This window comes from Solwaraspora sp. WMMA2101 (assembly GCF_049179175.1).
Lineage (GTDB): Bacteria > Actinomycetota > Actinomycetes > Mycobacteriales > Micromonosporaceae > Micromonospora_E.
Window position 1 is genome coordinate 5,699,697 of sequence record NZ_JBMHMA010000006.1, and the last position, 22,504, is coordinate 5,722,200.

General features: G+C 72.2%; 25 protein-coding genes and 1 pseudogene. 16 read left to right on the forward strand and 10 right to left on the reverse strand.

Translation table 11 applies throughout. The features are described 5' to 3' along the window. Window positions 1–12: 12 nt before the first annotated feature. Entirely contained in the window at window positions 13–930 is a 918-nt protein-coding gene (gene metF, locus ACN28F_RS26980) for a methylenetetrahydrofolate reductase [NAD(P)H] (protein ID WP_289210637.1), read from the forward strand. A 44-nt stretch (window positions 931–974) separates the two neighbouring features. Then, entirely contained in the window at window positions 975–1,652 is a 678-nt protein-coding gene (locus tag ACN28F_RS26985) for a CDP-alcohol phosphatidyltransferase family protein (protein ID WP_289210638.1), read from the forward strand. 46 nt (window positions 1,653–1,698) lie between these two features. Here the strand turns inward: ACN28F_RS26985 and ACN28F_RS26990 are convergent, their stop codons facing one another. From ACN28F_RS26990 to ACN28F_RS27015, 6 genes are all read right to left on the reverse strand, one after another. Continuing rightward, window positions 1,699–3,204 (reverse strand): phytoene desaturase family protein, encoded by a 1,506-nt coding sequence (locus ACN28F_RS26990; RefSeq protein WP_421360265.1) that lies wholly within the window; start codon window positions 3,202–3,204, stop codon window positions 1,699–1,701. A gap of 61 nt (window positions 3,205–3,265) precedes the next feature. Continuing rightward, complete coding sequence (locus ACN28F_RS26995) at window positions 3,266–4,468, reverse strand: glycosyltransferase (RefSeq protein WP_289210640.1); 1,203 nt, start codon at window positions 4,466–4,468, stop codon at window positions 3,266–3,268. After that, window positions 4,465–5,241: a carotenoid biosynthesis protein gene (locus ACN28F_RS27000; protein WP_289210641.1), complete on the reverse strand. Its 777-nt coding sequence runs from the start codon at window positions 5,239–5,241 to the stop codon at window positions 4,465–4,467. The genes ACN28F_RS26995 and ACN28F_RS27000 overlap by 4 nt, the downstream gene beginning before the upstream one ends. Further along, the gene (locus ACN28F_RS27005) at window positions 5,238–5,828 is read right to left on the reverse strand and encodes a GNAT family N-acetyltransferase (protein ID WP_289210642.1); all 591 of its coding nucleotides are present in this window, start codon (window positions 5,826–5,828) and stop codon (window positions 5,238–5,240) included. The genes ACN28F_RS27000 and ACN28F_RS27005 overlap by 4 nt, the downstream gene beginning before the upstream one ends. A gap of 13 nt (window positions 5,829–5,841) precedes the next feature. Beyond that, window positions 5,842–6,606 carry a monooxygenase gene (locus ACN28F_RS27010; protein WP_421360268.1) on the reverse strand — a complete coding sequence of 255 codons (765 nt, stop codon included), beginning with the start codon at window positions 6,604–6,606 and terminating at the stop codon, window positions 5,842–5,844. Then, the gene (locus tag ACN28F_RS27015; protein WP_421360270.1) at window positions 6,603–7,091 is read right to left on the reverse strand and encodes a YbaK/EbsC family protein; all 489 of its coding nucleotides are present in this window, start codon (window positions 7,089–7,091) and stop codon (window positions 6,603–6,605) included. The genes ACN28F_RS27010 and ACN28F_RS27015 overlap by 4 nt, the downstream gene beginning before the upstream one ends. Before the next feature lie 260 nt (window positions 7,092–7,351). On the opposite strand from ACN28F_RS27015, the gene ACN28F_RS27020 reads away from it, so the two are divergent. Next, on the forward strand, window positions 7,352–7,894 hold the full coding sequence (locus ACN28F_RS27020; protein ID WP_289210645.1) for a GNAT family N-acetyltransferase: 543 nt from the start codon (window positions 7,352–7,354) through the stop codon (window positions 7,892–7,894). A gap of 206 nt (window positions 7,895–8,100) precedes the next feature. Here the strand turns inward: ACN28F_RS27020 and ACN28F_RS27025 are convergent, their stop codons facing one another. Together ACN28F_RS27025 and ACN28F_RS27030 are read right to left on the reverse strand one after the other, a co-directional pair. After that, window positions 8,101–8,985 carry a diacylglycerol/lipid kinase family protein gene (locus ACN28F_RS27025; RefSeq protein WP_289210646.1) on the reverse strand — a complete coding sequence of 295 codons (885 nt, stop codon included), beginning with the start codon at window positions 8,983–8,985 and terminating at the stop codon, window positions 8,101–8,103. 10 nt (window positions 8,986–8,995) lie between these two features. Next, the gene (locus tag ACN28F_RS27030) at window positions 8,996–10,006 is read right to left on the reverse strand and encodes an EamA family transporter (RefSeq protein WP_421360273.1); all 1,011 of its coding nucleotides are present in this window, start codon (window positions 10,004–10,006) and stop codon (window positions 8,996–8,998) included. Window positions 10,007–10,114: 108 nt separating this feature from the next. Between ACN28F_RS27030 and ACN28F_RS27035 the strand changes: the two genes are divergently transcribed. From ACN28F_RS27035 to ACN28F_RS27050, 4 genes are read left to right on the forward strand one after another with little or no spacing between them, the layout of a single operon-like run. After that, window positions 10,115–11,125, forward strand: coding sequence for an ABC transporter ATP-binding protein (locus ACN28F_RS27035; protein WP_421360275.1), 1,011 nt, complete (start codon window positions 10,115–10,117; stop codon window positions 11,123–11,125). Further along, on the forward strand, window positions 11,122–11,949 hold the full coding sequence (locus ACN28F_RS27040; RefSeq protein WP_421360277.1) for an ABC transporter permease: 828 nt from the start codon (window positions 11,122–11,124) through the stop codon (window positions 11,947–11,949). Before ACN28F_RS27035 ends, ACN28F_RS27040 begins: the two co-directional genes overlap by 4 nt. Before the next feature lie 2 nt (window positions 11,950–11,951). Next, the gene (locus tag ACN28F_RS27045) at window positions 11,952–12,815 is read left to right on the forward strand and encodes an ABC transporter permease (protein ID WP_421360279.1); all 864 of its coding nucleotides are present in this window, start codon (window positions 11,952–11,954) and stop codon (window positions 12,813–12,815) included. Window positions 12,816–12,830: 15 nt separating this feature from the next. Beyond that, the gene (locus ACN28F_RS27050) at window positions 12,831–13,886 is read left to right on the forward strand and encodes a phosphatidylinositol-specific phospholipase C (protein ID WP_289210651.1); all 1,056 of its coding nucleotides are present in this window, start codon (window positions 12,831–12,833) and stop codon (window positions 13,884–13,886) included. Here ACN28F_RS27050 and ACN28F_RS27055 read toward each other — a convergent pair. Next, a complete protein-coding gene (locus ACN28F_RS27055; RefSeq protein WP_289210652.1) occupies window positions 13,876–14,646 on the reverse strand; it encodes a FadR/GntR family transcriptional regulator in 771 nt (256 codons plus the stop codon). The two genes, ACN28F_RS27050 and ACN28F_RS27055, sit on opposite strands and share 11 nt — an antisense overlap. Before the next feature lie 148 nt (window positions 14,647–14,794). Between ACN28F_RS27055 and ACN28F_RS27060 the strand changes: the two are divergent. From ACN28F_RS27060 to ACN28F_RS27095, 8 genes and pseudogenes are all read left to right on the forward strand, one after another. Continuing rightward, window positions 14,795–15,166, forward strand: a pseudogene (locus tag ACN28F_RS27060) (ABC transporter substrate-binding protein); the annotation flags it as partial. Between the two features lie 8 nt (window positions 15,167–15,174). After that, window positions 15,175–15,531 carry an extracellular solute-binding protein gene (locus tag ACN28F_RS27065; protein ID WP_421360282.1) on the forward strand — a complete coding sequence of 119 codons (357 nt, stop codon included), beginning with the start codon at window positions 15,175–15,177 and terminating at the stop codon, window positions 15,529–15,531. 84 nt (window positions 15,532–15,615) lie between these two features. Beyond that, the gene (locus ACN28F_RS27070; RefSeq protein ID WP_289210654.1) at window positions 15,616–16,059 is read left to right on the forward strand and encodes a hypothetical protein; all 444 of its coding nucleotides are present in this window, start codon (window positions 15,616–15,618) and stop codon (window positions 16,057–16,059) included. 167 nt (window positions 16,060–16,226) lie between these two features. Then, window positions 16,227–17,015, forward strand: a complete 789-nt coding sequence (locus ACN28F_RS27075; protein WP_421360284.1) for a carbohydrate ABC transporter permease — start codon at window positions 16,227–16,229, stop codon at window positions 17,013–17,015. Then, a complete protein-coding gene (locus ACN28F_RS27080) occupies window positions 17,015–17,842 on the forward strand; it encodes a carbohydrate ABC transporter permease (protein ID WP_289210656.1) in 828 nt (275 codons plus the stop codon). Before ACN28F_RS27075 ends, ACN28F_RS27080 begins: the two co-directional genes overlap by 1 nt. Before the next feature lies 1 nt (window position 17,843). Next, window positions 17,844–19,067, forward strand: a complete 1,224-nt coding sequence (locus tag ACN28F_RS27085; RefSeq protein WP_421360286.1) for a mandelate racemase/muconate lactonizing enzyme family protein — start codon at window positions 17,844–17,846, stop codon at window positions 19,065–19,067. 55 nt (window positions 19,068–19,122) lie between these two features. Then, a complete protein-coding gene (locus ACN28F_RS27090) occupies window positions 19,123–20,151 on the forward strand; it encodes a zinc-dependent alcohol dehydrogenase (protein ID WP_421360288.1) in 1,029 nt (342 codons plus the stop codon). Beyond that, entirely contained in the window at window positions 20,148–20,390 is a 243-nt protein-coding gene (locus ACN28F_RS27095; protein WP_353850544.1) for a ricin-type beta-trefoil lectin domain protein, read from the forward strand. The genes ACN28F_RS27090 and ACN28F_RS27095 overlap by 4 nt, the downstream gene beginning before the upstream one ends. 16 nt (window positions 20,391–20,406) lie before the next feature. On the opposite strand, the gene ACN28F_RS27100 is transcribed toward ACN28F_RS27095, so the two are convergent. After that, a complete protein-coding gene (locus ACN28F_RS27100) occupies window positions 20,407–21,348 on the reverse strand; it encodes an intradiol ring-cleavage dioxygenase (RefSeq protein WP_289210659.1) in 942 nt (313 codons plus the stop codon). A 141-nt stretch (window positions 21,349–21,489) separates the two neighbouring features. On the opposite strand from ACN28F_RS27100, the gene ACN28F_RS27105 reads away from it, so the two are divergent. Then, window positions 21,490–22,485 carry a cellulose binding domain-containing protein gene (locus tag ACN28F_RS27105; RefSeq protein WP_421360291.1) on the forward strand — a complete coding sequence of 332 codons (996 nt, stop codon included), beginning with the start codon at window positions 21,490–21,492 and terminating at the stop codon, window positions 22,483–22,485. Window positions 22,486–22,504 lie beyond the last annotated feature (19 nt).

Below are 22,504 nucleotides of genomic sequence, written 5' to 3' on the forward strand. Positions count from 1 at the left end.
ACAGTCACATCCGTGGCTCTCGGTCTACCGTCCGTACTCCCCGGCTCCCAGCCGTCGATCGGCGACCTGATCCGCGCCGGTGCGCCGACCTTCTCGTTCGAGTTCTTCCCGCCGAAGACCCCGGCCGGCGAGCGGCTGCTCTGGCAGGCGATCCGCGAGCTGGAGCCGTTGCAGCCGTCGTTCGTGTCGATCACCTACGGCGCCGGCGGCACCACCCGCGACACCACGGTCGACCTCACCGAACGGATCGCCACCGAGACCACGCTGCTGCCGATGGCGCACCTCACGGCCGTCAACCACTCGGTCGCCGAGTTGCGCAACGTCATCGGCCGGCTGGCCGGTGTCGGCGTACGCAACGTGCTCGCGGTGCGCGGTGACCCGCCCGGTGACCCGACCGGCGAATGGATCCCGCACCCCGAGGGGGTGCACTACGCCGAGGACCTGGTCCGGCTGGTCCGCGAGTCGGGCGACTTCAGCGTCGGCGTCGCCGCGTTCCCGTACAAGCATCCCCGGTCGCCGGACATCGCCACCGACACCGCGTACTTCATCCGCAAGTGCCGCGCCGGTGCCGACTTCGCGATCACCCAGATGGTCTTCGACGCCGACGACTACCTGCGGCTGCGTGACCGGGTCGCGGCGGCCGGCTGCGACACGCCGATCCTGCCCGGGGTCATGCCGGTGACCAGGCTGGCCACCATCGAGCGTTCCGAGCAGCTGTCCGGTGCGCCGTTCCCGCCCGCGCTGGCCGCCCAGTTCGCCGAGGTCGCCGACGACGACGAAGCGGTCCGCCAGCTCGGCATCGAGCAGGCCAACCTGCTCTGCGGGCGGCTGATCGACGAGGGCGTGCCGGGCATCCACTTCATCACCATGAACAGGTCGACGGCCACCCGCGAGGTGTGGCTCAGCGTCGCCGCCGGCACCCGGGTGTGACCGCCGCCCCGCCACCGGTAGCGCCCGGCCACGGTTGAGCTGTCGTGGACACCCGGCTCAACTGGCAGGACTACGCCGTCACCTGGGCACGGCTGCACGGCGGGTTCGATCCGCGTACCGCCACCCCGGTGGTGCGCTACTGGCTGCGCGCCGCGCACACCGTCGCCGACCTGCTCGGCCGGGCCGGCGTCGGGCCGAACGCGGTCACCGTCGCCGGGCTGGTGCTCTGCGCCGCCACGCCGGTGGCCGCCGCCCGTGGCGGGTACGGGCTGCTGGCCGCCGCCGCACTGGTGCTGCTGGCCGCGGTCGCCGACACGGTCGACGGGGCCCTGGCGGTGGTCACCGGGCGCGCCACCCGGCTCGGCTACGTCTACGACTCGCTGGCCGACCGGGCCGGTGAGGCGTTCTGGCTGCTCGCCTTCTGGCTGGCCGGCGCGCCCGGCCCGCTGGTCGTCGCCGCCGGTGCGCTGTCCTGGCTGCACGAGTACCTGCGGGCCCGGGCGGCGGCGGCCGGGATGCGCGAGATCGGTGCGGTGACCATGGGGGAGCGGCCGACCCGGGTCAGTGCCGCCCTGGTCGGTCTGCTGCTGGCCGGGGCGGCCGCGCTGATCGCCCCGGATCTCGCCGCCGGGGTGCTCACCGTCGTCACGGCGGTGTGGGTGCTGCTGGCCCTGTTCGGGCTCAGCCAACTGCTCACCGCTGTCCGCCGTACCCTGAGCTGACGCCCGCATCGCCCGATGTCCGGGTCGACGCCACCCGGCACCGGTGTCAGCGCCCGGCCGGGCCGATCTGCTCGGCGACGATCTGCGCCGACAGGGTCACCATCGGCAGCCCGCCGCCGGGGTGCACCGACCCGCCGACCAGGAACAGTCCGGCCGCCGGCCCCCGGTTGGCCGGCCGCAGCAGACCACCGGCCGTGCCGTAGATCGACCCGCCCGGCGTACCGGTCATGCTGGCCAGGTCCGCCGGAGTGCGGACCTCGCGGAACAGCACCCGGTCCCGTACGTCGACGCCGCGCTCGGCCAGCACCCGCAGCACGTGGTCGGCGTACGCGTCGGCCAGACCCTCCCGGCGCCAGTCCACCCCGGCCAACGACAGGTCCTGGCGGGCCGCGTTGACCAGCACGAACCACGCCTCGTGGCCGTCCGGGCGGGCCGCCGGGTCGTCGGCCACCGTGACGAACACCGTCGGGTCGGCCGCCGGCCGGGCCGGGCGACCGCGCCCCGGGTCACCGAAGACCGCGTCGAACTCGGCGTCGTAGTCGCCCGGGAAGAAGACCGTGTGGTGTGCCAGCTGCTCGGTCCGGCCGCGTACCCCGAGCAGCAGCACGAACCCGCCGAGGCTGCGGTCGGTGAGCCGGGCCAGCCGTCCGGCGTGCGGCAGCAGTTCCCGGTAGACCCGCAGCGCGTCCACGTTGGCCACGACCACGTCGGCCGGCACCGGCCGGGACTCCCCGGCCACCCGTACCCCGTGCACCCGGCCGCCGGCGGCGTCGATCGCGGTGACCGTCGTCGCGGTCCGCACCACCACCCCCAGGTCCAGGCAGCGCGACAGCAGCGCGTCGGCGAGCGCACCGAGCCCGCCGCGCACGTACCAGCCGCCGAAGGTCAACTCGGCGTACGGCACGGCGAGCAGCGCCGCCGGGGCGCGGCGCGGATCCGCGCCGGTGTAGGTGGCGTACCGCTCCAGCAGGGTCCGCAGTCGCGGGTCGCGCACGTCGCGGCGCAGCACCCCGCGCAGGGTCCGGCCGGGTGCGATCGCCGCCAGGTCACCGAGGCGGTACGCCAGCCGCGCCATCGCCAGCGGCGAGCCGACCTCCCGGCGCAGCACGTCCCGCCAGGAGGCGTCCCAGATCCGCTGCGCCCGCCGCCACACCCGCTGCCAGTCGGCGGCCGCACCCTCGCCGAGGGCGGCGACGATCCGGTCGGTGAACCGGGCCGGGTCGGCGCACGAGTCGAGCCAGGTCGCGTCGGCGTCGCCGACACCGGGGAACCGGTGCCGCACGATCGGGTCGAGCGCGACCAGGTCCAGCACCTTCTCCAGCGGCTCACCGGTGGCGTCGAACAGGTCGGCGAAGACCTGCGGCAGGGTCAGCAGGCTCGGCCCGGTGTCGAAGGTGAACTCGCCGTCGGGGGTCTGCCGCGTCCAGCGGGCCAGTTTCCCGCCGACGGTGTCGGCCTGTTCGACGACGGTCACGTCGTGTCCGCCGTGCGCCAGCCGGATCGCGGCGGCGAGCCCGCCGACCCCGGCACCGATCACCACCACCCGGCTCAACGGTGTCCTCCTCGCAGCTGGTCAGGCACCGATCCGGCCGGCACCGGCCGGCCCACGGCGCTCAGGGCATGAGCACAGGGCGACCGCGCCAGGTGAGGCGCCGCCGCTTGCGCAGATAGTAGGACCGGATCACGAGCCAACCGAGCAGCGCGACCGAGACCGGATGTGCCAATCCGTCCGGGACGGGCCGGCCACCGGTGGCCCGCGCCGCCACCACCCGGCCGACGACCCCGAGCGCGTAGCCGGCCACCCCGGCCGTGGCCAGCCCGGCGGCCGCTGGCCCGGCACCGGCGACCAGCCCGACCAGGCCCGCCACGGCCAGCACCGGCGGTACGGCGTACAGGATCAGCAGCGTCGCCACGACGGCGGCCGCACCGACCGGCGACGGCAGCGACGCCCACAGCGACTTGGTGTAGCCGGCGGACAGTTCCCGCCACGACCCGTACATCCGGCAGGTCGCCAGCGCGGACCCGTCGGCCAGGGCGATCCGGTCGCCGGCCCGCTTGACCGCCCGGGCCAGCGCGATGTCCTCCAGCACCTGGTCACGCACTGCCGCGTGCCCGCCGGCCCGGTCGTACGCGGCCCGGTCGACCAGCAGGAACTGGCCACCGGCGGCGGCCAGCGAGGTACGCGGCGAGCGTTCCATCGCCCGCAGCGGCAGGAACGTCAGCCAGGTCCACTGCAGCAGCGGCTGCACCAGCCGTTCACCGGCCGAACCGGCGACGATCCGGGGGTACGGGCTGAGCAACTGGGCCGGCACGGCCCGCAGGGTGGCGACGGCGGCGGCCACCGCGTCCGGGGCGAGGACCACGTCGGCGTCGACGAAGACCAGTACGCCGGTCGGCGTGCCGGCGTCCGGCGTGCGGGCGTCCGGCGCGGCGGCGTCGGCCAGCTGCTGGCAGGCGTGCGGTTTGCCCAGCCAACCGGGCGGCAGGCCGGTGCCGGTCAGCAGCCGGACCCGGGGGTCGGCACCGGCGATCCCGGCGACCACCTCGGCGGTGCCGTCGGTCGAGCCGTCGTCGAGTACGACGATCCGCCAGTCGGTGAGCCACCGTTGGGCCAGCAGCGCCCGCAGGCACGGCGTGACCCGGTCGGCCTCGTCGCGCAGCGGCAGCAGGATCGACACCGGTTCGGTCACCGGGGCCGTCACCGCGACCGGGCGACGCAGCCAGCGCAGCGCGTTGACCAGGGTCAGCGCGGTCAGCGCCAGCAGCACCGCGACGATGGCGGTGGCGCCGCCGGCGGCCGCCGTCCACCCACTCATCGTCGGCGGGCGCGGATCAGCGCCACCGCGAACGGGACCGCGACCAGTCCCATCCCCAGCCCGCCCCAGCCGGCCGACGCCGGCAGCCCGAGGAACACCGCGTGGGCGAGCACGCTCGACGCGTACGTCCACAGGTACAGCGCGTACATCGGCTGGTCCGCCGCCGGCTCGGCCCTGCCTGCGGCACCGGTGAGCTGCAACAACGCCATCATCACCGCCGCCACGGCGAGCCAGCCCAGGTAGTTGCCGACCGGAATGTCCGCCACCCCGGGCAGCGCCGGCTCGGTGTCCAGCCAGGTCCAGTGGCCTTCGGCGACCATCTGCGGGTCGAGGAAGAGATCCCAGGCGGCCAGCGCGACCGCGCCGACGGCGACCCGGGCCGCCGCGCTGCGGACCGCCGCGCCGGCGACCAGCCGCGTCGCGACCAGCCAGGCCGGCCAGGCCATCCAGGTCCAGGCCAGCGGGATGATCACCGGTACGCCGAGCAGCTTCGGCCCGAGCGTGCCGGCGTAGTCGTAGCCGCCGAACGGGAACCCGGTCGCCACCCCGCAGGCCTCGACCGCCAGCCCGCCGCCGGTGGTGACCAGCACCAGCGCGGCGGCGCTGCGCGGCCCCCGGCTGAGCACGGCGTGGCCCACCGACAGGACGAAGCCGATCACCACGGTGGCGACGGTCAGCCCCGCCCGTACGCCGCCGCCGGTCAGCGGGTAGCCGATCTGGGCGGCCACCAGCAGCGCCAGGACCGCCCAGGGCAGCGTTCGCCGCAGGTTCATGAGCGTCGCGGGGTCGGGGCCGCGTCCGGGTGCGCGGCCGGCTGCGGCTGCGGCAACGGCAACGTACGGCCCAGCACGGCGAAGGCCCGCTCGTCGCCGGGAAAGTGGAAGTGGCGCAGCACGTCGACGAAGCCGAACCGGCGGTACAACCGCCAGGCCCGGGACCGCTGCTCGTCCGCCTCAGGGGTGGACAGCAGGGTCGTCGCACCGGCGGCCATGTGCAGCAGGGTACGCAGCTGGTGTGCGCCGAGCCCGTGGCCCTGCGCCTGCGGATGCACGTGCAGTTCGACGACCTCGAAGCAGTCGGCGAGCCAGGTCTGCCGCTGCGACCGGGGCAGCGCGCCGCGCACCTGGTCGTGCCACCACTGACCGGTGGCGGAGTGGTAACCGTAGCCGAACCCGGCCAGCGCGCCCTCGTCGGTGAGGGTGGCGACCGCCCGGAACCCGGGGCGTCGCACGTGGGTGGCGATGTAGCCGCGCCGGACCTCCAGCAACTCGGCCCGGTAGTTCATCGCCTCGCCGTAGACGGCGACCACGTCGTCGAGCCGGCGGAGCAGGTCGTCCGGCAGCCACGGCACCAGCCTCATCGGTGTCCGTCCCTCATCCGCCGCCAGCACCGCATGTCCTGTCCACGTCCTCTCCGAGCCAGCCCAGCACAGCCCGGTCACCGGCGACGCCGAGCACCTCGAACCGGGCGAACAGTTCCTCGGCGTACCACTGTTTCACCGGGGTCTGGGTGATGGCCGCCCGGTGCTGCGGGTGACGGTACGCGAACCGGGTGAGGTCCGCCGTACCGCGCCACACGCTGACCGTGCCCTGCCAGCCGAGTGGTGCCTCGCCGATGCCGAACCGGCAGTGCAACCCGTCGGCCTGCGCCAGGGCGGCGGCGACCGGCGGCACCGCCCGCCAGAAGGTGAGCGCCCGCGCCGGTCGGAGCCGGGCACGGGTCAACGCCAGCACCGGCCGCCCGGCGTCGGGCTGTCCGCCGCTCGGCGTACCGAACGGGGCGACACCCGACCAGCGTCCCCGGCTGTGCAGCGGCCGCAGGTCGACGCGGACGGCCGCGTCGGCGATCCGTCGCCAGGACCGGGCGACCGGACCGGTGTCGAATCCGGCCGCGGCGGCCGGGTCGGCCCACGCCACGAGCGCCGCCCACCGGGTCGGGTCGGCGTCGGTGGGGCCGAACCCGGTGCCGGTCCCGGTGCCGAGCAGCTTCGCGAACCGTACGCCGTCGACGCGCCGTAGCCGGCGGGCGTCGACGGCCATCCGGGCCAGGACACGCGGCAGCCGTCGGCGGGGCACCCGCCAGACGTGCAGGGTGACCAGTCCGGGCACCGGGCCCGGCGGGTCGCCCGGGTCGTTCACGCCACCTCGGCGGCGGTGCCGGCGGTGATCCGCAGCAGTTCGGCGTACGTCGTCGGGAACACCGCCCGGGGTACGCCGCCGGCGGCCCAGATCTGCGGATACTGCTCCAACGCGACGTCGACCAGGGTACGGACCGGTTTCGGGTGTCCGAGCGGGGCGACGCCGCCGATCGGCTGGCCGGTGTGCTCCCGGACGAACTCCGGGGTGGCCCGGCGCAGCTTGCCGATCCCGAGGTCGGCGGCGACCTTGACGGTGTCCACCCGGTGGGCGCCGGAGGTGAGCACCAGCAACGGCTCCCCGTCCGCGTCGAAGATCAACGAGTTGGCGATCTGGCCGACCTCGATGCCGAGCGCGGCCGCCGCAGCGGCGGCGGTGTGCACCGCGTCCGGCAACAGTTGGACCTGGCAGCCAGCGCCGGAGCCGTCCCGGGCGTCGGCGGTGTTCAGCGCGTCCTGCACCGCCTGCACGTTCGGATGTGTCTGCATGGCCTCTATCTTGCTCGCTGACCGTCTGCCGGCTGAGGCCGGGAGCAGGTCACCGTTATCGGATTGCGGGCGGCCCCGCCCGGCTGGGACACTGGCGGCGGTGTCCCGAGCCGGAAAGGAGGTGTCGTCGATGTATCCGACTTCGAGCGCGCCTCCCGTGCCGGCCTGATCGACAACCCGAACTGGCCCGGCGACCCCGTGTCGATCCTGGTCTCGCCCGACCGGCTGTTGGCGCTGGGGGCGGCGGTTACAGTGCCGGCATGGGGGAGTTGAGCACCGAACGGCTGCTGTTGCGGCACTGGCGGGAATCCGATCTGGAGCCCTGGGTGGCGATGAACGCCGACCCGCAGGTCCGCGAGTTCTTCCCCGGCCTGGCGACCCGTGAGCAGAGCGCCGCCACCATGCTGCGCTGCCAGGCTGGTCTGGAGCAGCGCGGCTGGGGTTGGTGGGCGGTCGAGGTGGTCGACACCGGCGAGTTCATCGGTATGACCGGGCTGGATCCGGTGGACGCCAACATGCCGTTCGACGGGGTGGAGATCGGCTGGCGGCTGCGCCGTGGCGCCTGGGGCCACGGGTACGCGAGCGAAGCGGCCCGCGCCTGCCTGGCGTACGGCTTCGATGAGCTGGCGCTGCCGGAGATCGTGGCCCTGACCGCTGTCGGCAATCTACGGTCGCAGGCGGTGATGCGGCGGATCGGGATGACCCGCGACCCGGCGGGCGACTTCGACCACCCGAACGTGCCCGACGGCCCGGTGCGCCGCCACACCTTGTTCCGCATCCAGGCACCGTCGCACCGACCCTGAGCACGGGTCGCCGACAACCTTCCCGGTCAGGTGCGCTCGCGACCTCGGTCGCCGGGCCGGCCCGCGCATGTACTGCGTCACGACGATATTCCTCTGAGGAATAATTATTCCTCAGAGGAATATCGTTCACGCGCGTAGTTGCTCCTCGGGTGGTGACGCTCCGTGACGCGCCGTGCCAGTGACATGCCGTGCCAGTGACGCGTCGGTCAGGCGGGGACACAGACGGTGATCGCGGCGGGAACCACCCGTACCTTCATCTTCCTGGCCTGGGCGCGGGCGCCGCCGTCGAGCTCGTAGGTCATCGGCTCGGCGAGCCGGACGGAGATCCGCTTCGCCCGGGTGACCCGTACGAACGGTGAGCGTTCGGACCGCCCGACCGCCATCCGGCCCAGCGTGCGCGCCCACTCCACCGCGCCCTGCGCCGTTGCCACCCCGACCTCCAGCCAGCCGTCGTCGGGCTGGGCGTCGTCGAAGGCGTGGATCCCGCCGGTGATCCTGCCGACGTTGCCGACCAGGACACAGCTGGCCGCTTCGTCGAACCAGGTCGTCCCGTCGACCTTGATCCGCACCGTGGGGGCGACGCCGCGGACGTGGCGCAGGCCGGTCCAGACGTACGCCAGTTTGCCGGCCCGGTCCTTGAGGTCGCGGTCGGCGTCGCGGATCAGCCGGCCGTCGAAGCCGGCCCCGGCCATCACCGCGAAGTGCTCGCCGTTGAGTTTGCCCAGGTCGAGCTGGCGTCGCCGGCCCTCGAAACCGATCCGGACCGCCTCGCCCAGGTCATCCGGGATGCCGAGGTTGCCGGCGAGCAGGTTCGCCGTACCGGCCGGAACGATCGCCACCGTGGCCCCGGAGCCGGCGAGGGCGTCCACGGTGCGCTGTACCATCCCGTCGCCGCCCCACACGAAGATCAGGTCGGCACCGCGTTCGACGGCCCGTCGGGCCTTCTTCGGTGCCTTGCGGCTCTTCGGCACCTCGTACCAGTCGATGTCCGCTGCGCCGTGTCCGGCGATCGCCGCCCGCAACTCGTCCAGGCCGCCACCGAGGGTCTTCTTGCGGTGGGCGACGACGGCGACGCGTTTCGGTGCACTCATGCCGGCGCTCTTACCCGCCGGACGGCCCCGTTACGCCGACCCGGGCGACCGGCGGCGGTGGTGGGGCGTCGGGCACCGGCGGGGTGGCCGGCGGACCACCGGGCCGGGCCGTCTCAGCCAGCACGACGCCGACGATCACCAGCGCGCCGCCGGCCAACTGGACCGGGGTCAACGCCTCGCCGGCGCCGAGGGCCAGCCAGGCGACCGCGGCGGCCAGCACCGGCTCGAGCATGGCGACGATGCCGACGCTGGTGGCCGGCAGGTGCCGCAGCGCGGCGGTGATCAGCAGATACGGCACGATCGAGCCGAGGACCACCACGTAGCAGCAGAGCAGTGCGACCGGTACGCCGCCGTCGGTGCGGGTGAGCAGCGGCTGCCAGCCGTCCAGCCCGGCGGTGGCCCCGCGCACGATCAGCCCGGCGACCGCCGACGCGCCGAACGCCAGGGTGGTCAGCGACAGCGCGTCGCGGTCGCGTACGCCACGGGCACCGATCAGGAAGTACGCGGCGAGCATCACCGCCGCCCCCAGCCCGGCGGCCACCCCGAGCGCATCCAGGGTGAGCCCGCCCCACACCTGCGCGACGCAGGCGAGCCCGACCAGGCTCAGGCCCAGCCCGGCCCAGATCCGCGACCGCACCTGCTGGCGCTGCACCGCCCACGCCCACAGCGCCACCATCAGCGGCGCGGTGTACTCGAACAGCAGGGCGATGCCGACCGGCAGCCGGGCGATCGCCACGAAATAGAGCATCGGCACCAGGAAGAACCCGGTCAGGCCGTACGCGACGAGCAGTGGCACCTCGCGGCGGCGTACCCGTAGCCGGCGTACCCCGGGCCGCAGCACCACGCTGAGCACCAGCAGCCCGGCGAACGCGCCGACCGCCCGCAGCACGGTCAGCTGCGGGGCGTCCAGCCCGGCGCGCAGCACGAGCTTCGATACGGTGCCGTTGATCGCGAACAGGGCGCTGGCCCCGATGACCAGGGCCAGGCCGAGCAGCGGCCGGCGCAGGTACGCAGTTGTCACGCCGGTGAGGCTACCGCCGCGCATGTCAGCGCCCTGACGGGTATGGCTCCTTACCGAGGGACGGAAAATCGTTGGGCGGCCGACGGGTCTCTACGGCACGATCCGCATATGGCCTTCATCGAAGCTGATGGGTTGACCAAACGGTTCCGCCGGCCGGTGAAGGACCCGGGTCTGCGCGGCGCGCTGAAACACCTGTTCACCCGACGGTTCTCCGACCACGCCGCCGTCGACGGCATCAACCTGCGGGTCGAGGCGGGCGAGGCGGTGGCGTACGTCGGCCCGAACGGCGCCGGCAAGTCGACCACAGTGAAGCTGCTCGCCGGCATCCTGGTGCCGACCGCCGGTGAGGTCCGGGTCGGCGGGGTCGTGCCGCACCGGCAGCGGGTCGCCAACGCCCGGCAGATCGGCGTGCTGTTCGGCCAACGTACCCAGTTGTGGTGGGACCTGCCGGTCCGCGAGTCCCTGGCCCTGCTGCGCGACCTGTACGACCTCGACGCCCGCACCTACCGCGAGCAGCTGGCGCGCTTCGACGACGTCCTCGGCCTCGGCGAGCTGCTGCCGGTGGTGGCCCGCAAGCTCTCCCTCGGCCAGCGGATGCGCGCTGACTTGGCCGCCGCGCTGCTGCACCGGCCCCGGGTGGTCTACCTCGACGAGCCGACCATCGGGCTGGACATCGCCGTCAAGGACCGGGTCCGGGCCTTCCTACGGGAGCTGCGCGCCGACGGCACCACGCTGATCCTGACCACCCACGACCTCGGCGACATCGAGGACGTCTGCCAGCGGATCGTGATCATCGACCAGGGGCGGATCATCTACGACGGGCCGCTGGCCGGGGTGAAGGACCAGTTCGCCCGGCACCGGTCGATGCACCTGCACCTGGCCGACCCGCTGCCGTACGGGGCGGTCGCCGCGACGCTGCCCGGCGTCGAGGTGACGGCGGGCCAGACGCCGGGGGAGTTCACCGTCCGGTTCGACCGGTTCGCGGTCACCGCCGGCCAGGTGATCGCGGCCGTGTCGGCGGTGTCCGAGGTACGCGACCTGCGCATCGACGAGCCGGCGATCGAGGACGTGGTCCGCAAGGTGTACGCCGGTGAGCTGCGCCTGGAGCCGGCCCCGTGACCACCGTCGCGGCCGGTACGCCGACCCGGCCGGCGGCGGTCCGTCCGTACCGGGCGTTGGCCCGGGTGGCGGCGCGCAGCACCCTGGCGTACCCGTTGAGTTTCGTCCTCGGCATGGCCGGGGTGCTGCTGCAACTGCTCGCCATGCTGTCGATCTGGGCGGTGCTGCTCGGCTCCGGGAGCAGCATCGGCGGGTTCACCTGGCCGCAGATGAAGGCGTACCTGCTGGTCGCCTACGTCACCGGGGCGTTGATGTCGTTCGGCGACTGGGACATGGCCGCCCGGATCCGCGACGGGATGGTCGCGGTCGATCTGACCCGGCCGGTCGACTACCAGCGGGCCCGGTTCGCCGAGACCGCCGGCGTGGCCGTCGTCGAGGTCGCCTTCTCGCTGCTGGTGTGCGCGGTGGTGCTGGCCATCACCGGGCCGGTCCCGGTGCCGCCGCCGGGGCAGGCGGCGCTGTTCGCGGTCAGCGTCGCGCTGGTGCTGCCGTTGCGGTTCACCACCGTCTACCTGACGGCGTTGCTCTGCTTCTGGACGCAGAACATCTTCGGGGTGTCGTTGGCCCGGCAGGCGATCACCAACCTGTTCTCCGGTTCCCTGGTGCCGTTGACGCTGCTGCCCGGCTGGCTGCAGGCGATCGCGGCGGTGCTGCCGTTCGCCGGGATGACCTTCACCCCGGCGACGATCTATCTCGGGCAGGCGACCGGGGCCGACGCGTGGCGGCTGATCGGCATCCAGGCGGTGTGGACGGTGGCGCTGTGGTGGGGTGCCCGGCTGGCCTGGCGGGCGGCGGTGCGCCAACTGACCGTACACGGGGGTTGATGATGCGAACGCGGACCGCCGCTGGCCCGCGCCGGAGCGGCCTGCGCCGGGGGGTGCGGCTCTACCGGCGCAGCCTCGGCGCCCACCTTCGGGCCACTCTGGAGTACGAGGCCGACTTCTGGATCCTGGTCGCCGGTTCGGCGTTGACCCAGCTGGTCGGCCTGGCGTTCCTCGGCGCGGTCTTCTCCCGGGTGCCGCAGGTCAACGGGTGGACCTTCGCCGAGGTGGTGCTGATCTACTCGGTGGTGGTGCTCTCCGACGCGGTCGGGCCGCTGCTGTTCGAGGGCATGTGGCGGTTGCCGTGGCTGGTCAACAAGGGGGAGCTGGACTACAAGCTGGTCCGGCCGTACCCGGTGGTGCTGCAGGTGCTCAGCGACGACGTCGGCATCAACGGCCTGGGCAACCTGGTCACCGGTGGGGCGATGTTCGGTTGGGCGTTGTGGCGCGTCGACGTCGCCTGGTCACCGGCGCTGGTGGCCGGCGGGCTGGGACTGTTCGTCAGCGGGATGGCGGTCAAGCTGTCGATCAACCTGGCCACCAACTCGTCGGCGTTCTGGTTGCAGAGTCCGCATTCGATCTTCGCGTACGCGGTGCACCAGATCGGCGACCTGGCCCGCTACCCGGTGTCGGTCTACACGTTCGGGGTACGGCTGGTGCTGGTCGTCGGGTTGCCGTTCGCGTTCGTCAGCTTCTTTCCGACCAGCGTGATCCTCGGTGGCGGGGGTGGTGGCGGCACCGGCGACCGGGTCGGGGTGGGCCCGGCCTGGCTGGGCTGGCTGACCCCGTTGGTCGCCGCCTACTGCGTGGCGGTGGCGGCGCTGGTCTTCCGGGCCGGGCTGCGCCGCTACGAGTCGGCCGGAAACTGATCTATATTTCCTGCCATGGTGTCTCCGGCCCGTTGGCGACGCGCCGTCGCCGGGCTCGCCGCGTCCCTGCTCGCCGCCATCGTCGCGGTCGTCGCCCTGCCCGCTCCGGCGTTCGCCGCCGACGCCAGCTACCGCACGCTGCGTACCGCCAGCAACCCGGACTGGCTGCGTCGGGTGCCCGACGGCACCAACCTGGCGGCGCTGTCGCTGCCCGGCACCCACCAGAGCCTGTCGATTCACGGCGGTGCCTGGACCCAGACCCAGGAGAACCACGGCAACAGCGCGGCCACCCTCACCGCCCAGCTCGACGCCGGCATCCGGGTGGTCGACATCCGGGTACGGATCAACACCGGCAACACTTTCACCGTCCATCATGGCGCCGTCTACCAGCAGGCCAACTTCGACGACGTGCTGCGGGTGCTCGGCGGGTTCCTCGCCCAGCGGCCGAGCGAGACCGTGATCATGCGGCTCAAGCACGAGTGCACCGGCGAGTTGGGCTCCTGCGCGGACGCGGGCGGCCAGCTCGCCTTCGCGGACATCTTCGACCGTTACCGGGATGCCCGTCCGGGGCTGTTCTGGGCGCCGTCGGTGAACCGGTCGACCGCCGCCGCCACCCCGACGCTGGGCGCGGTCCGCGGCAGGGTCGTCCTGGCCGTGGCGCACGGTCCGCGCGGCGGTCGGTACGGCCAGTACGGGCTCGCCCAGTTCGCCGACTGGGGGCACGGCTCGTCGACGTACGTGCAGGACGAGTACGACGTGCCGAACGTCGGGGCGATCGCCACCAAACGCGACCAGGTCCGCCGGCACCTCGACGCCACCAGCGCCGGTGACCCCACCAAGCTGTACGTCAACTTCGCCAGCGGCTCCAGTGTCTTCGCCACTCCGGCGGCGGTGGCCGGCGGCGCGCTCGGTGTGCAGGGCGTCGACCCGTTCCTGCTGATCTACCTCAACGAGGGCCCCGAGGTGCATCCGCCGGTACGCCGTACCGGGCTGCTGATGCTGGACTTCCCCGGTGGCGGGCTGATCGACCGGATCATCGCGGTCAACGGCAGTGGGGATCTCACCGCTTGAGGCGTACGGGTTTGTCCGGGCCGCTGCGGCGCACGAGCCAGGCTTCGGTGATGTGGGTGAACATCGCCGCGGCCGCGCCGTCCGGGTCGTGGGCGGCGATGCGTTCGTAGATCCGCCGGTGGCCGCGGTTGGAGGCCACGCAGAGCGACCGTTCGGTCCGGCCCATGTACCGGGCGGTGTTGACGACCTGGCTCTCCAACGCCCGGATCACGCCGCGGGCGATGCGGTTGCCGGACGCCTGCATGATCGTGTCGTGGAAGGCCCGGTCGTGGTCGTGGTAGGTGACGTGGTCGTCGACGAGTTCGTCCATCCGCTCGACCAGGGCGCGTAGCCGATCGACGGTGTCCTGGTCGGCCAGGCGGGCGGCGACGTTGGCCATGTCCGACTCCAGTACGCGTCGGGTGACGACGAGATCGTCGAGGATCGACAGGCTGTCGTCCTCGGCGATGGTCGCGGCGAGGACGTGTTCGTCGAGCATGTCCCACATCGACGTCGGGGTGACGATGGTGCCGCTGCCCTGGCGGATCTGCACCAGGCCCTTCTCCTGAAGGATCTTCACCGCTTCCCGTACGACGGTGCGGCTCACCGAGAAGGTTTCGCAGAGGACCGGTTCTGCGGGCAGTGTCGTGCCCGACGGGTGCACCCCACGAACGATGCGTTCCACCAGTTCGGCGGTGACCGCCGTGGCGAGATTGGCTGGTCGTCGCGTCCAGGCCGGGGGTGTCGACGCGTTCGGCGCGGTCTGCTGCGTTGCCGTCATGTTTTCCTCCGGGTGGTCGCCGTCCCACGACCTCCGTGGCCAGTGTACGTCCACCTCTTGACGTCACACGTCATACGAGTCACGTTCATGTGAATTGTCTCGCCCGAAGACCGGTTCGTCCCGGCCCCCTCTTCGAAAGTGAGTAGCGATGAAGTACCGAACTGTCGTGTCGGTCGCCCTCGTCGCGGGTCTGGCCCTGGCCGGCTGTGGGAGCGCCACGGGATCACGCTCCCCGTCCAGCGGGTCGGACGACACACTGGTGGTCTGGGACTGGAAATCCGGCGACCCGGCGTCCGCCGCCTACATCGACAAGGCGAAAGCCGACTTCGCCCGCACCCACCCGGACGTCACCGTCGAATTCGTGGCGCAGCCATTCGACCAGTACTACACCCTGCTCGGCGCGGCCATCCAGGCCGGCAAAGGGCCCGATGTCATCCTCTTCAACGGAGGCGGTCAGATCCGCGACCGCGTCGACGCGCTCCTGCCGCTCGACGAGTTCGTGACCGACGACCGGCAGCGCCTGGCGGGTTGGGAGGCGTTCACCAAGGACGACCGGACCTACGCCGCGCCGGTGACGTTGCAGGGCATCCGATCTACTACAACAAGGCGCTCTACGAGGCGGCCGGGCTCGACCCGACAGCGCCGGCCACGACCTGGGACCAGTTCGTCGACGACTGCGCGACGATCACCGGGGCGACCGGCGCGAAATGCATCGCCCTCGGCAACAAGGAAGGGTTCGGCATCCAGTTCTTCCTGTCCGGTCTCGCGTCGGGGATCCTCACCCCCGACGAGTACGACGCCTGGATCGACGAGAACGCGACTGGGATTCGCCCAACGTCAAACGGATCTTCCAGCTGTGGAAAGAGGCCGGCGACAAAGGGCTGAACAACGACGGCGCCAACTCGACCGCGATGTTCAACGACTCGTTCGCGCTGTTCCAGTCCGGTCAGGCCGCACGTGATCGGACTGATGTCCGACGTGGGGCACTGGAAGGACTTCAGCGAGTTCCTGGCACCCGACACCCTCGGCGTCATGGCGGCCCCGGTCGCCACCACCGGCGCCGTCGCGAGCCTGCCCTACGACGGCGGCATCGGCTACGCGGTCGCCAGGTGGACGGCCGACCCGCAGGTCGCGGCGGACCTGGTGCGCTCCCTGACCTCGACCGACGCGCTGACCGCCTTCTACCAGGAGGCCGGCGCGATCGCCTCGGACACCACGATCGACGTCTCCGGCAGCGGACCGGCCGTCGCCACGATCGTGCCGCAGCTCGACTCCGGGAAGGCCGCCCTGCACGTCGCGCTCTCCTCGAAGACCCTGGACCTGATGGGAAGACTCTCCCAGCAACTGCTCAGCGGCTCGGTCACCGTGGACGAGGCCGTACGGCAGTTGGCTGACTCCGACCGCGCGGGCTGAGCCGTGGCGATCACCGAGTCCCCGCCGGCGCTGCGGCGGCGACCCGACGACCGGCGCGTCGACCGGTGGCGGCCAGCCAGGTGGCGCTCCGGCGGCCGACGCGCCGAACGCCTCGCCCCGTACGTCCTGGTGGCCCCGGCGGTGCTCGTCATCGTCGTGCTGCGGCTGTGGCCGCTGCTGCTGGGGTCAACTCTTCCTTCACCGGCGACGGCGACCGCGACGGTACGGCGGTCGGCCTCGACAACTACCTCGAGTTGTTCGGTGACCCGCTGTTGCAGCGGGCACTGGGCAACGTGGGGCTGCTGGTGCTGCTCCTGCCGGTGGCCGTGGCGATCCCGGGCCTGATCGCGACCTTCATCTACCTGCGGGTTCCGGGACACCGCTGGTACCGCAGCGTCTACTTCTTCCCGGCCGTGCTCTCGCCGGTCATCGTCGGTGCGATCTTCAACCTGCTGCTCGCCTTCGACGGCCCGGTCAACGCCGCCCTGGCGACGGTGGGCCTGGGGCCGGTCGACTGGCTCGGCGACCCGGCGGTGGCCATGTTCGCGGTCGTCGGCGTGCACGTCTGGGCGACGTTCGGGATGGCGCTGGTGGTGTTCCTCGCCGGATTCGCCACTCTGGACGGTGCGCTGCTGGACGCCGCCCGGGTGGACGGGGCGTCGCTGCCGCAGACCATCCGGCACGTGATCGTCCCCAGCCTGATCCGGACGATCCAGTTCGTCTTCGTCACCACCATGATCGGGATGCTGACGTCCATGTCCGGGCTGCTGTACGTGATGACCAGCGGCGGCCCGGAGGGTTCGACGTACCTGCCGGAGTACTACATCTGGATTCAGCAGGGACAGATGAACCGTCCCGCCCTCGCGTCGGCCGCGTCGACGGTCCTGTTCGCCGTCATGCTCGTCGTGGGGCTGGCGCAGATCAGCCTGCTGCGGCGCGCGGGAAGGCAGGACTGATGGGCCGCCGGTGGGTCGTCGGGTGGGTGGTCGCCGTCCCGATGGCGCTGCTCGCGCTGGCGACGGTCTATCCGCTGTTCTTCACCGCGAACGTCGCGTCGAAGACCCGGCGCGAGTACGTCCTCGACCGGTTCTCCCTCGCGGACGCGGTGCGTTGGGAGAACCTCGGCACCGCGTGGAACTCCGTCGGGATGGGCCGCTACTTCGCCAACTCCCTGCTCGTCGTGACCTGTTCGGTGGTCCTGCTCCTGCTGATCGGGTCGATGGCGGGGTTCGCGCTGAGCCAGATCCGGTTCCGGGGATCGTCGGTGATCTTCCTGGGCTGCCTGGCGGCACTGTTCGTTCCCTTCCAGGTGATCATGGTGCCGATCGCCCGGACCATGGCCGACCTCGGCCTCGTCGACACCTACCCCGGGCTGGTGGCCGCCTACGTGGCCCAGTTCCTGCCGTTCACGGTGTTTCTCCTGACGAGCTACTACCGGACCATCCCGGCGGAGATCGTCGACGCGGCCCGGATCGACGGGAGCAGCGTGTACGGCGTGTACCGCCGGATCATGCTGCCGCTGGGCCGGCCGGCGTTGCTGTCGGTCGGCATCCTCGACGCCCTGTTCTGCTGGAACGACGTGCTCATCGCGCTGCTGCTGATGCCGTCGGCCGAGAACCGGACACTCATGGTGGGAGTGACCGCACTGCGCGGCCAGTACTCCGACGACATCCCCACCTTCGCCTCCGGAGTCCTGATCGCCGCGGCTCCCGTACTGGTGATCTATCTCTTTCTTCAGCGGCAGATCGCCGACGGCGTGGCCGCTGGCGCGACGAAGGGTTGACATGCGGATCACCGGCTATCGCACCCTGACGACGGTGCAGGAGTGGGGCCGACCGGTCGGCGACGCCAACGGCGTCTTCACCGACGGCGTCACCTCGGTGCCGATCGTCGTCGTGGAGACCGACGAGGGCATCTCCGGGGTCGGCATCGGGTCGCACGTCGAGATCGAACGGATCTTCCCGGCCATCGACGGCGAGGATCCGCGCGCCGTGACGGCACTCTACGACCGCATGCTGCGGCAGGCGTTCAAGGCCGGCCACACCGGGCCGGTGTTCGGCACCATCGGCGCGCTCGACACCGCGCTGTGGGACATCAAGGCGCAGGCGGCCGGCGAACCGCTCTGGCGACTGCTCGGTGGCCGCGACCGGCGGGTGCCGGCGTACGCCTCCGGCCTCGACATCGGGCTGACCGACGAGCGACTCGTCGCCGAGTACGAGGTCTACGCCTCGTACGGTCTGCGGGCCGCCAAGCTCAAGGGCGGCCTCGACATCGAGCGGGATCTGCGGCGGCTGTGTCTGGTCCGCGACGTGCTGACCGAGGCGGCGCACGGGCTGCGGCCCGGTCTGATGCTCGACGTGAACGAGGCGTGGACGCGCAAGCAGGCGGTCCGGCACGTCGGCGAGATCGAACGCACCCTCGATCTCATCTGGATCGAGGAGCCGGTGCGCCGCTGGGACGCCGAAGGGCTCGCGGTCGTCAGCCGGGGGATCCGGGCATCGGTCGCCACCGGCGAGAACCTTACCGGCCTCGAGCAGTTCCGGCCGTTGATCGCGGCCGGAGCGGTCGACGTGGTCCAGACGTCGGCGGCCTGGGGGGTCACCCACTTCCTCCGGGTCAGCGTCCTGGCCCACGCCAACGACCTGCCGGTGAGCCCGATCGGCAACAGCCCGGTCGGACTGTTGCACGCCGCGACCGCGGTGCCGAACCACCTGGTCAGCGAGTTGCAGGACCTGCACCCGCCGGTCGGGACCACCATCGACCTGTCCGTCGAGGGCGGCTGCTTCGTCCTCGGTGACAGCCCTGGCCTGGGCATCCGCCTCGACGAGGCGGCGATCGGCGCGGCGGCCGGCCGACCGCGCCCGCTGACCGCCGACGGTCCGCTGGTACGGCCGGAGCGCGCCGGCCGGCACCTGCTGGGCGAGCCCCACGGCGGGCCATTGCTGGGGGAGCCCGACGGCGGGCCAGCCGCCATCCGCAACGAGGTGTCCCCGACCACGGCGAGCTGAGTCGACGTACGGCGCCGGCGTGGCCGGTGCCCACCGAGACCGAGAGGCAGGTGCGATGAAAGCAGTGGTCTACCGTACCGCTGGAAACCTGGCGGTCGAGGACCGCGCCGGCCGGCCGCCGGGCGACGGCGAGCTGACCATCGCGGTGGCCTACACCGGCATCTGCGGCACGGACCTGCACATCTACCACGGCGGCATGGACGCCCGGGTCGGCGTACCCGCCGTGCTCGGGCACGAGATGTCCGGGCGGGTGGCCGCCGTCGGGGCAGGTGTGGCCGGCTGGACCGTCGGTCAGGCCGTCACGGTTATGCCGACCCGGTCGTGTGGTCGGTGCGTCGCCTGTCGGCGCGGCCGGTCGCACGTCTGCCACGCCATGGACTTCCTCGGCATCGACTCGCCGGGTGCCATGCAGTCGTCCTGGACGGTGCCGGCGGAGCTGGTCCTGCCACTGCCGGAGGGAGTCCCGCTCGACCACGCGGCGCTGGTCGAACCGCTCGCCGTCGCCGTGCACGACGTCCGGCGGGCGAGCGTGGCCGCCACGGACCACGTCGTCGTGGTCGGCGGCGGGCCGGTCGGTGTCCTCATCGCCGCCGTGGCGAAGCAGCGGGGCGCACCGGTCCTGCTGGTCGAGCCGGATCCGTTCCGGCGGGGCGTCGCCGGACGGATCGGGATCGAGACGATAGACCCGCAGACGGTCGACCCGGTGGCGGCGGTGACCGAGTGGACCGTCGGTGCGGGCGCGGACGTCGCGTTCGAGGTGTCCGGGTCGGCGCCGGGCGTCGCCACCGCCGTCGACGTCCTGACCACCCACGGACGGCTGGTGCTGGTGGCGATCCACACCCAGCCACGGGCCGTCGATCTGCACCGGTTCTTCTGGCGCGAACTGGAACTGCGCGGTGCCCGCCTTTACCAGCGCGACGACATGCTCGAAGCGATCCGGCTGGTGGCGTCGGGAGCGGTGCCGGTGGGTGCGCTCATCTCGCGGACCGTGCCCGTCGACGCCGTCACCGACGCCTTCGACGCGCTGGACCGGCGTGCCGGCGTGCTGAAGGTGCTGATCGACTGGCAGGCGCCGGCCCGATGAGCACACCCTTCGACCTGACCGGCCGGACCGCCGTCGTGACCGGTGCCCGACGGGGCATCGGCCTGGCCATGGCCGAGCAGCCCAACCAACAGTGGACCGTCGACGCCAGCGGCACCATCCGGGGCGTGCAGTCCGGGCTGTGCCTGGACGCCAACGGCGCCGCGACGGCCAACGGCACGAAGCTGATCCTCTGGGCCTGCCACACCGGCACCAACCAGCAGTGGACCCTGCGCGACTGATCGTCGCAGGTGCACCTCAGGACGGGCGGCCGCTCGGCGGCACCGGCGCTCCGGACGGCTGCCCGTCGCCGTCGAGCTGCCCGCCGGTCGGCGTCGTGTTCGTGTCGATGCCGACCGGCAGGGTCGCGGTGTAGCCGCTCGCGGTGTCACCGGTGACCGTGGCGAGCTGCAGCTCGGCCCGGTCGTCGCCGAAGACGTTGTCGGTGTCGAGGCTGAGCTGGGCCAGGTTGTCGATCGAGTCCTCGTAGCCAGGTTCGGCGTACACCGCGTCGCAGACGTCCTGTGGCAACGCGATCTGGGAGGTCGCGATCACCGCGCCGACGTCGGTGATGTCCGCCTCGCTCGGGTAGACCTCGAAGTGGATGTGTGGCCAGCGGCCGGTGTAGCAGCCGGGGAAGATGGTGGTGAAGCTGACCTTGCCGGCCTCGTCGGCGACCTGGACCCCGCGTAGGTAGTTCTGGTCGGTGATGCCTTCGGAGTACATCGAGTAGCGGCCCTCGCGGTCGCAGTGCCAGACGTAGACGGCGACACCGGCGAACGGCGTACCGCCGTCCGCGAGGTCGGTGATGGTCAGTTCCAACGTCAGCGGTACGCCTTCGGCGGTCGCGCTCGCCCCGTCGAAGCTGGAGCGGATGTCGCTGCGGACGACGCCGCTCTGTTCCAGGACGTCCGGGCCGTTGGAGCCGTCACCCGGGTACGGTCCGGCGGTCTCGTCCGGGATCTCGGTGGTGGCCGCTGCCGCCGACGGGGACGTGGTCGGCTCGGTGACCGTGTTGCGGGTGCAGGCGGCGAGCCCGACGGTGGCGGCGCCGAGGCCGAGCGCCCGCAGCACCTGCCGGCGGTCCAGCAGGGTGCGCAGGTCGAAACCGAGGCCCTGGTCGACGAGGTCCTCGTCCGGCCGTGGCAGTGGGCGGCCCTGGTAGGTGGTGTCCGTGCCGGGAAGCTGGTCGTGTCGCATACGTCCCTCCGTTCGTGACACACGGTAGTTTTCGCACCGTGGTCCCGGAGGGCCGTTCGGCAAATCCGTCCTCAGATGCGGGGTGGCGGATTCGGGAAGGTCGATTGATTGGCGGGATCCGGAAGCGTAGCATCGAAGTACATGAATAAACTTCGCTCCTTCTGGACCCGGGTCGGTGCGTTGACGGTCGCGCTGCTCGTCGGCACCGCCACGGTCGGATTCGCCCCCACCGCCGCCCACGCGGCGATCGCCCACTTCGCGAAAGAGGGCGAATGGTCGACCGGCTACGTCGGGAAGTTGACCGTCCACAACAACGCCCCGGTCCCGATCACCAGTTGGCGGGTCGACCTCGAACTGCCGGCCGGCACCAGCATCAGCAGCCACTGGAACGCCCAACTCACCCGGGTCGGGACCCGCTACGTCTTCCAGGATCTCGGCTGGAACGGCACCCTCGCCGCCGGCGCCACGACCAGCTTCGGCTGGATCGCATCCGGCGTCGGCAGCCCCGTGCACTGCCTGATCGACAACCAGCCGTGCGCCCCCGGCGACGACGACACCGGCCCTGACGTGCACCCACCGACGATCCCCGCGAACCCTCGGCACACCTTCGAGAACCAGCAGCTGAACCTGCGCTGGGACGCCTCGACCGACAACCGGGGAGTCGTCGGGTACGACATCTTCTCCCACAGCGGCCAGCTCGCCACCACGACCGGCACCAGCTATACGATGCCGCCCCCACCGCCGGGAGTCTTCGTCTTCGGAGTCCGCGCCGTCGACGCGGCCGGCAACTCGTCACCCCTCGCCATCATCACCATCGGCGACGTACCGGACGACGAACCACCGACCGCGCCGTCACGGCTGCGGCTCACCGGCCCACGCGACGGCCACTACCAGATCACCTGGGACCCGTCCGACGACAACGTCCTCGTCGCCGGCTACGAGATCCAGCAGTCGGGGACCGTCTCGGCGGTCACCCTGGTCGGCGACACCTTCGCGTACGGCGAGTCACGCGGCTACGGCACCTACCTGTTCCGGGTCCGGGCGTTCGACAGCGCCGGCAACTTCTCCACGCCCGCCACGGTCGGTATCGCCGTCGACCCGGTGCCGTCCATCCCACCGCCACCGCCGACTCCGTAACCCGCGCCGGCGGACACCC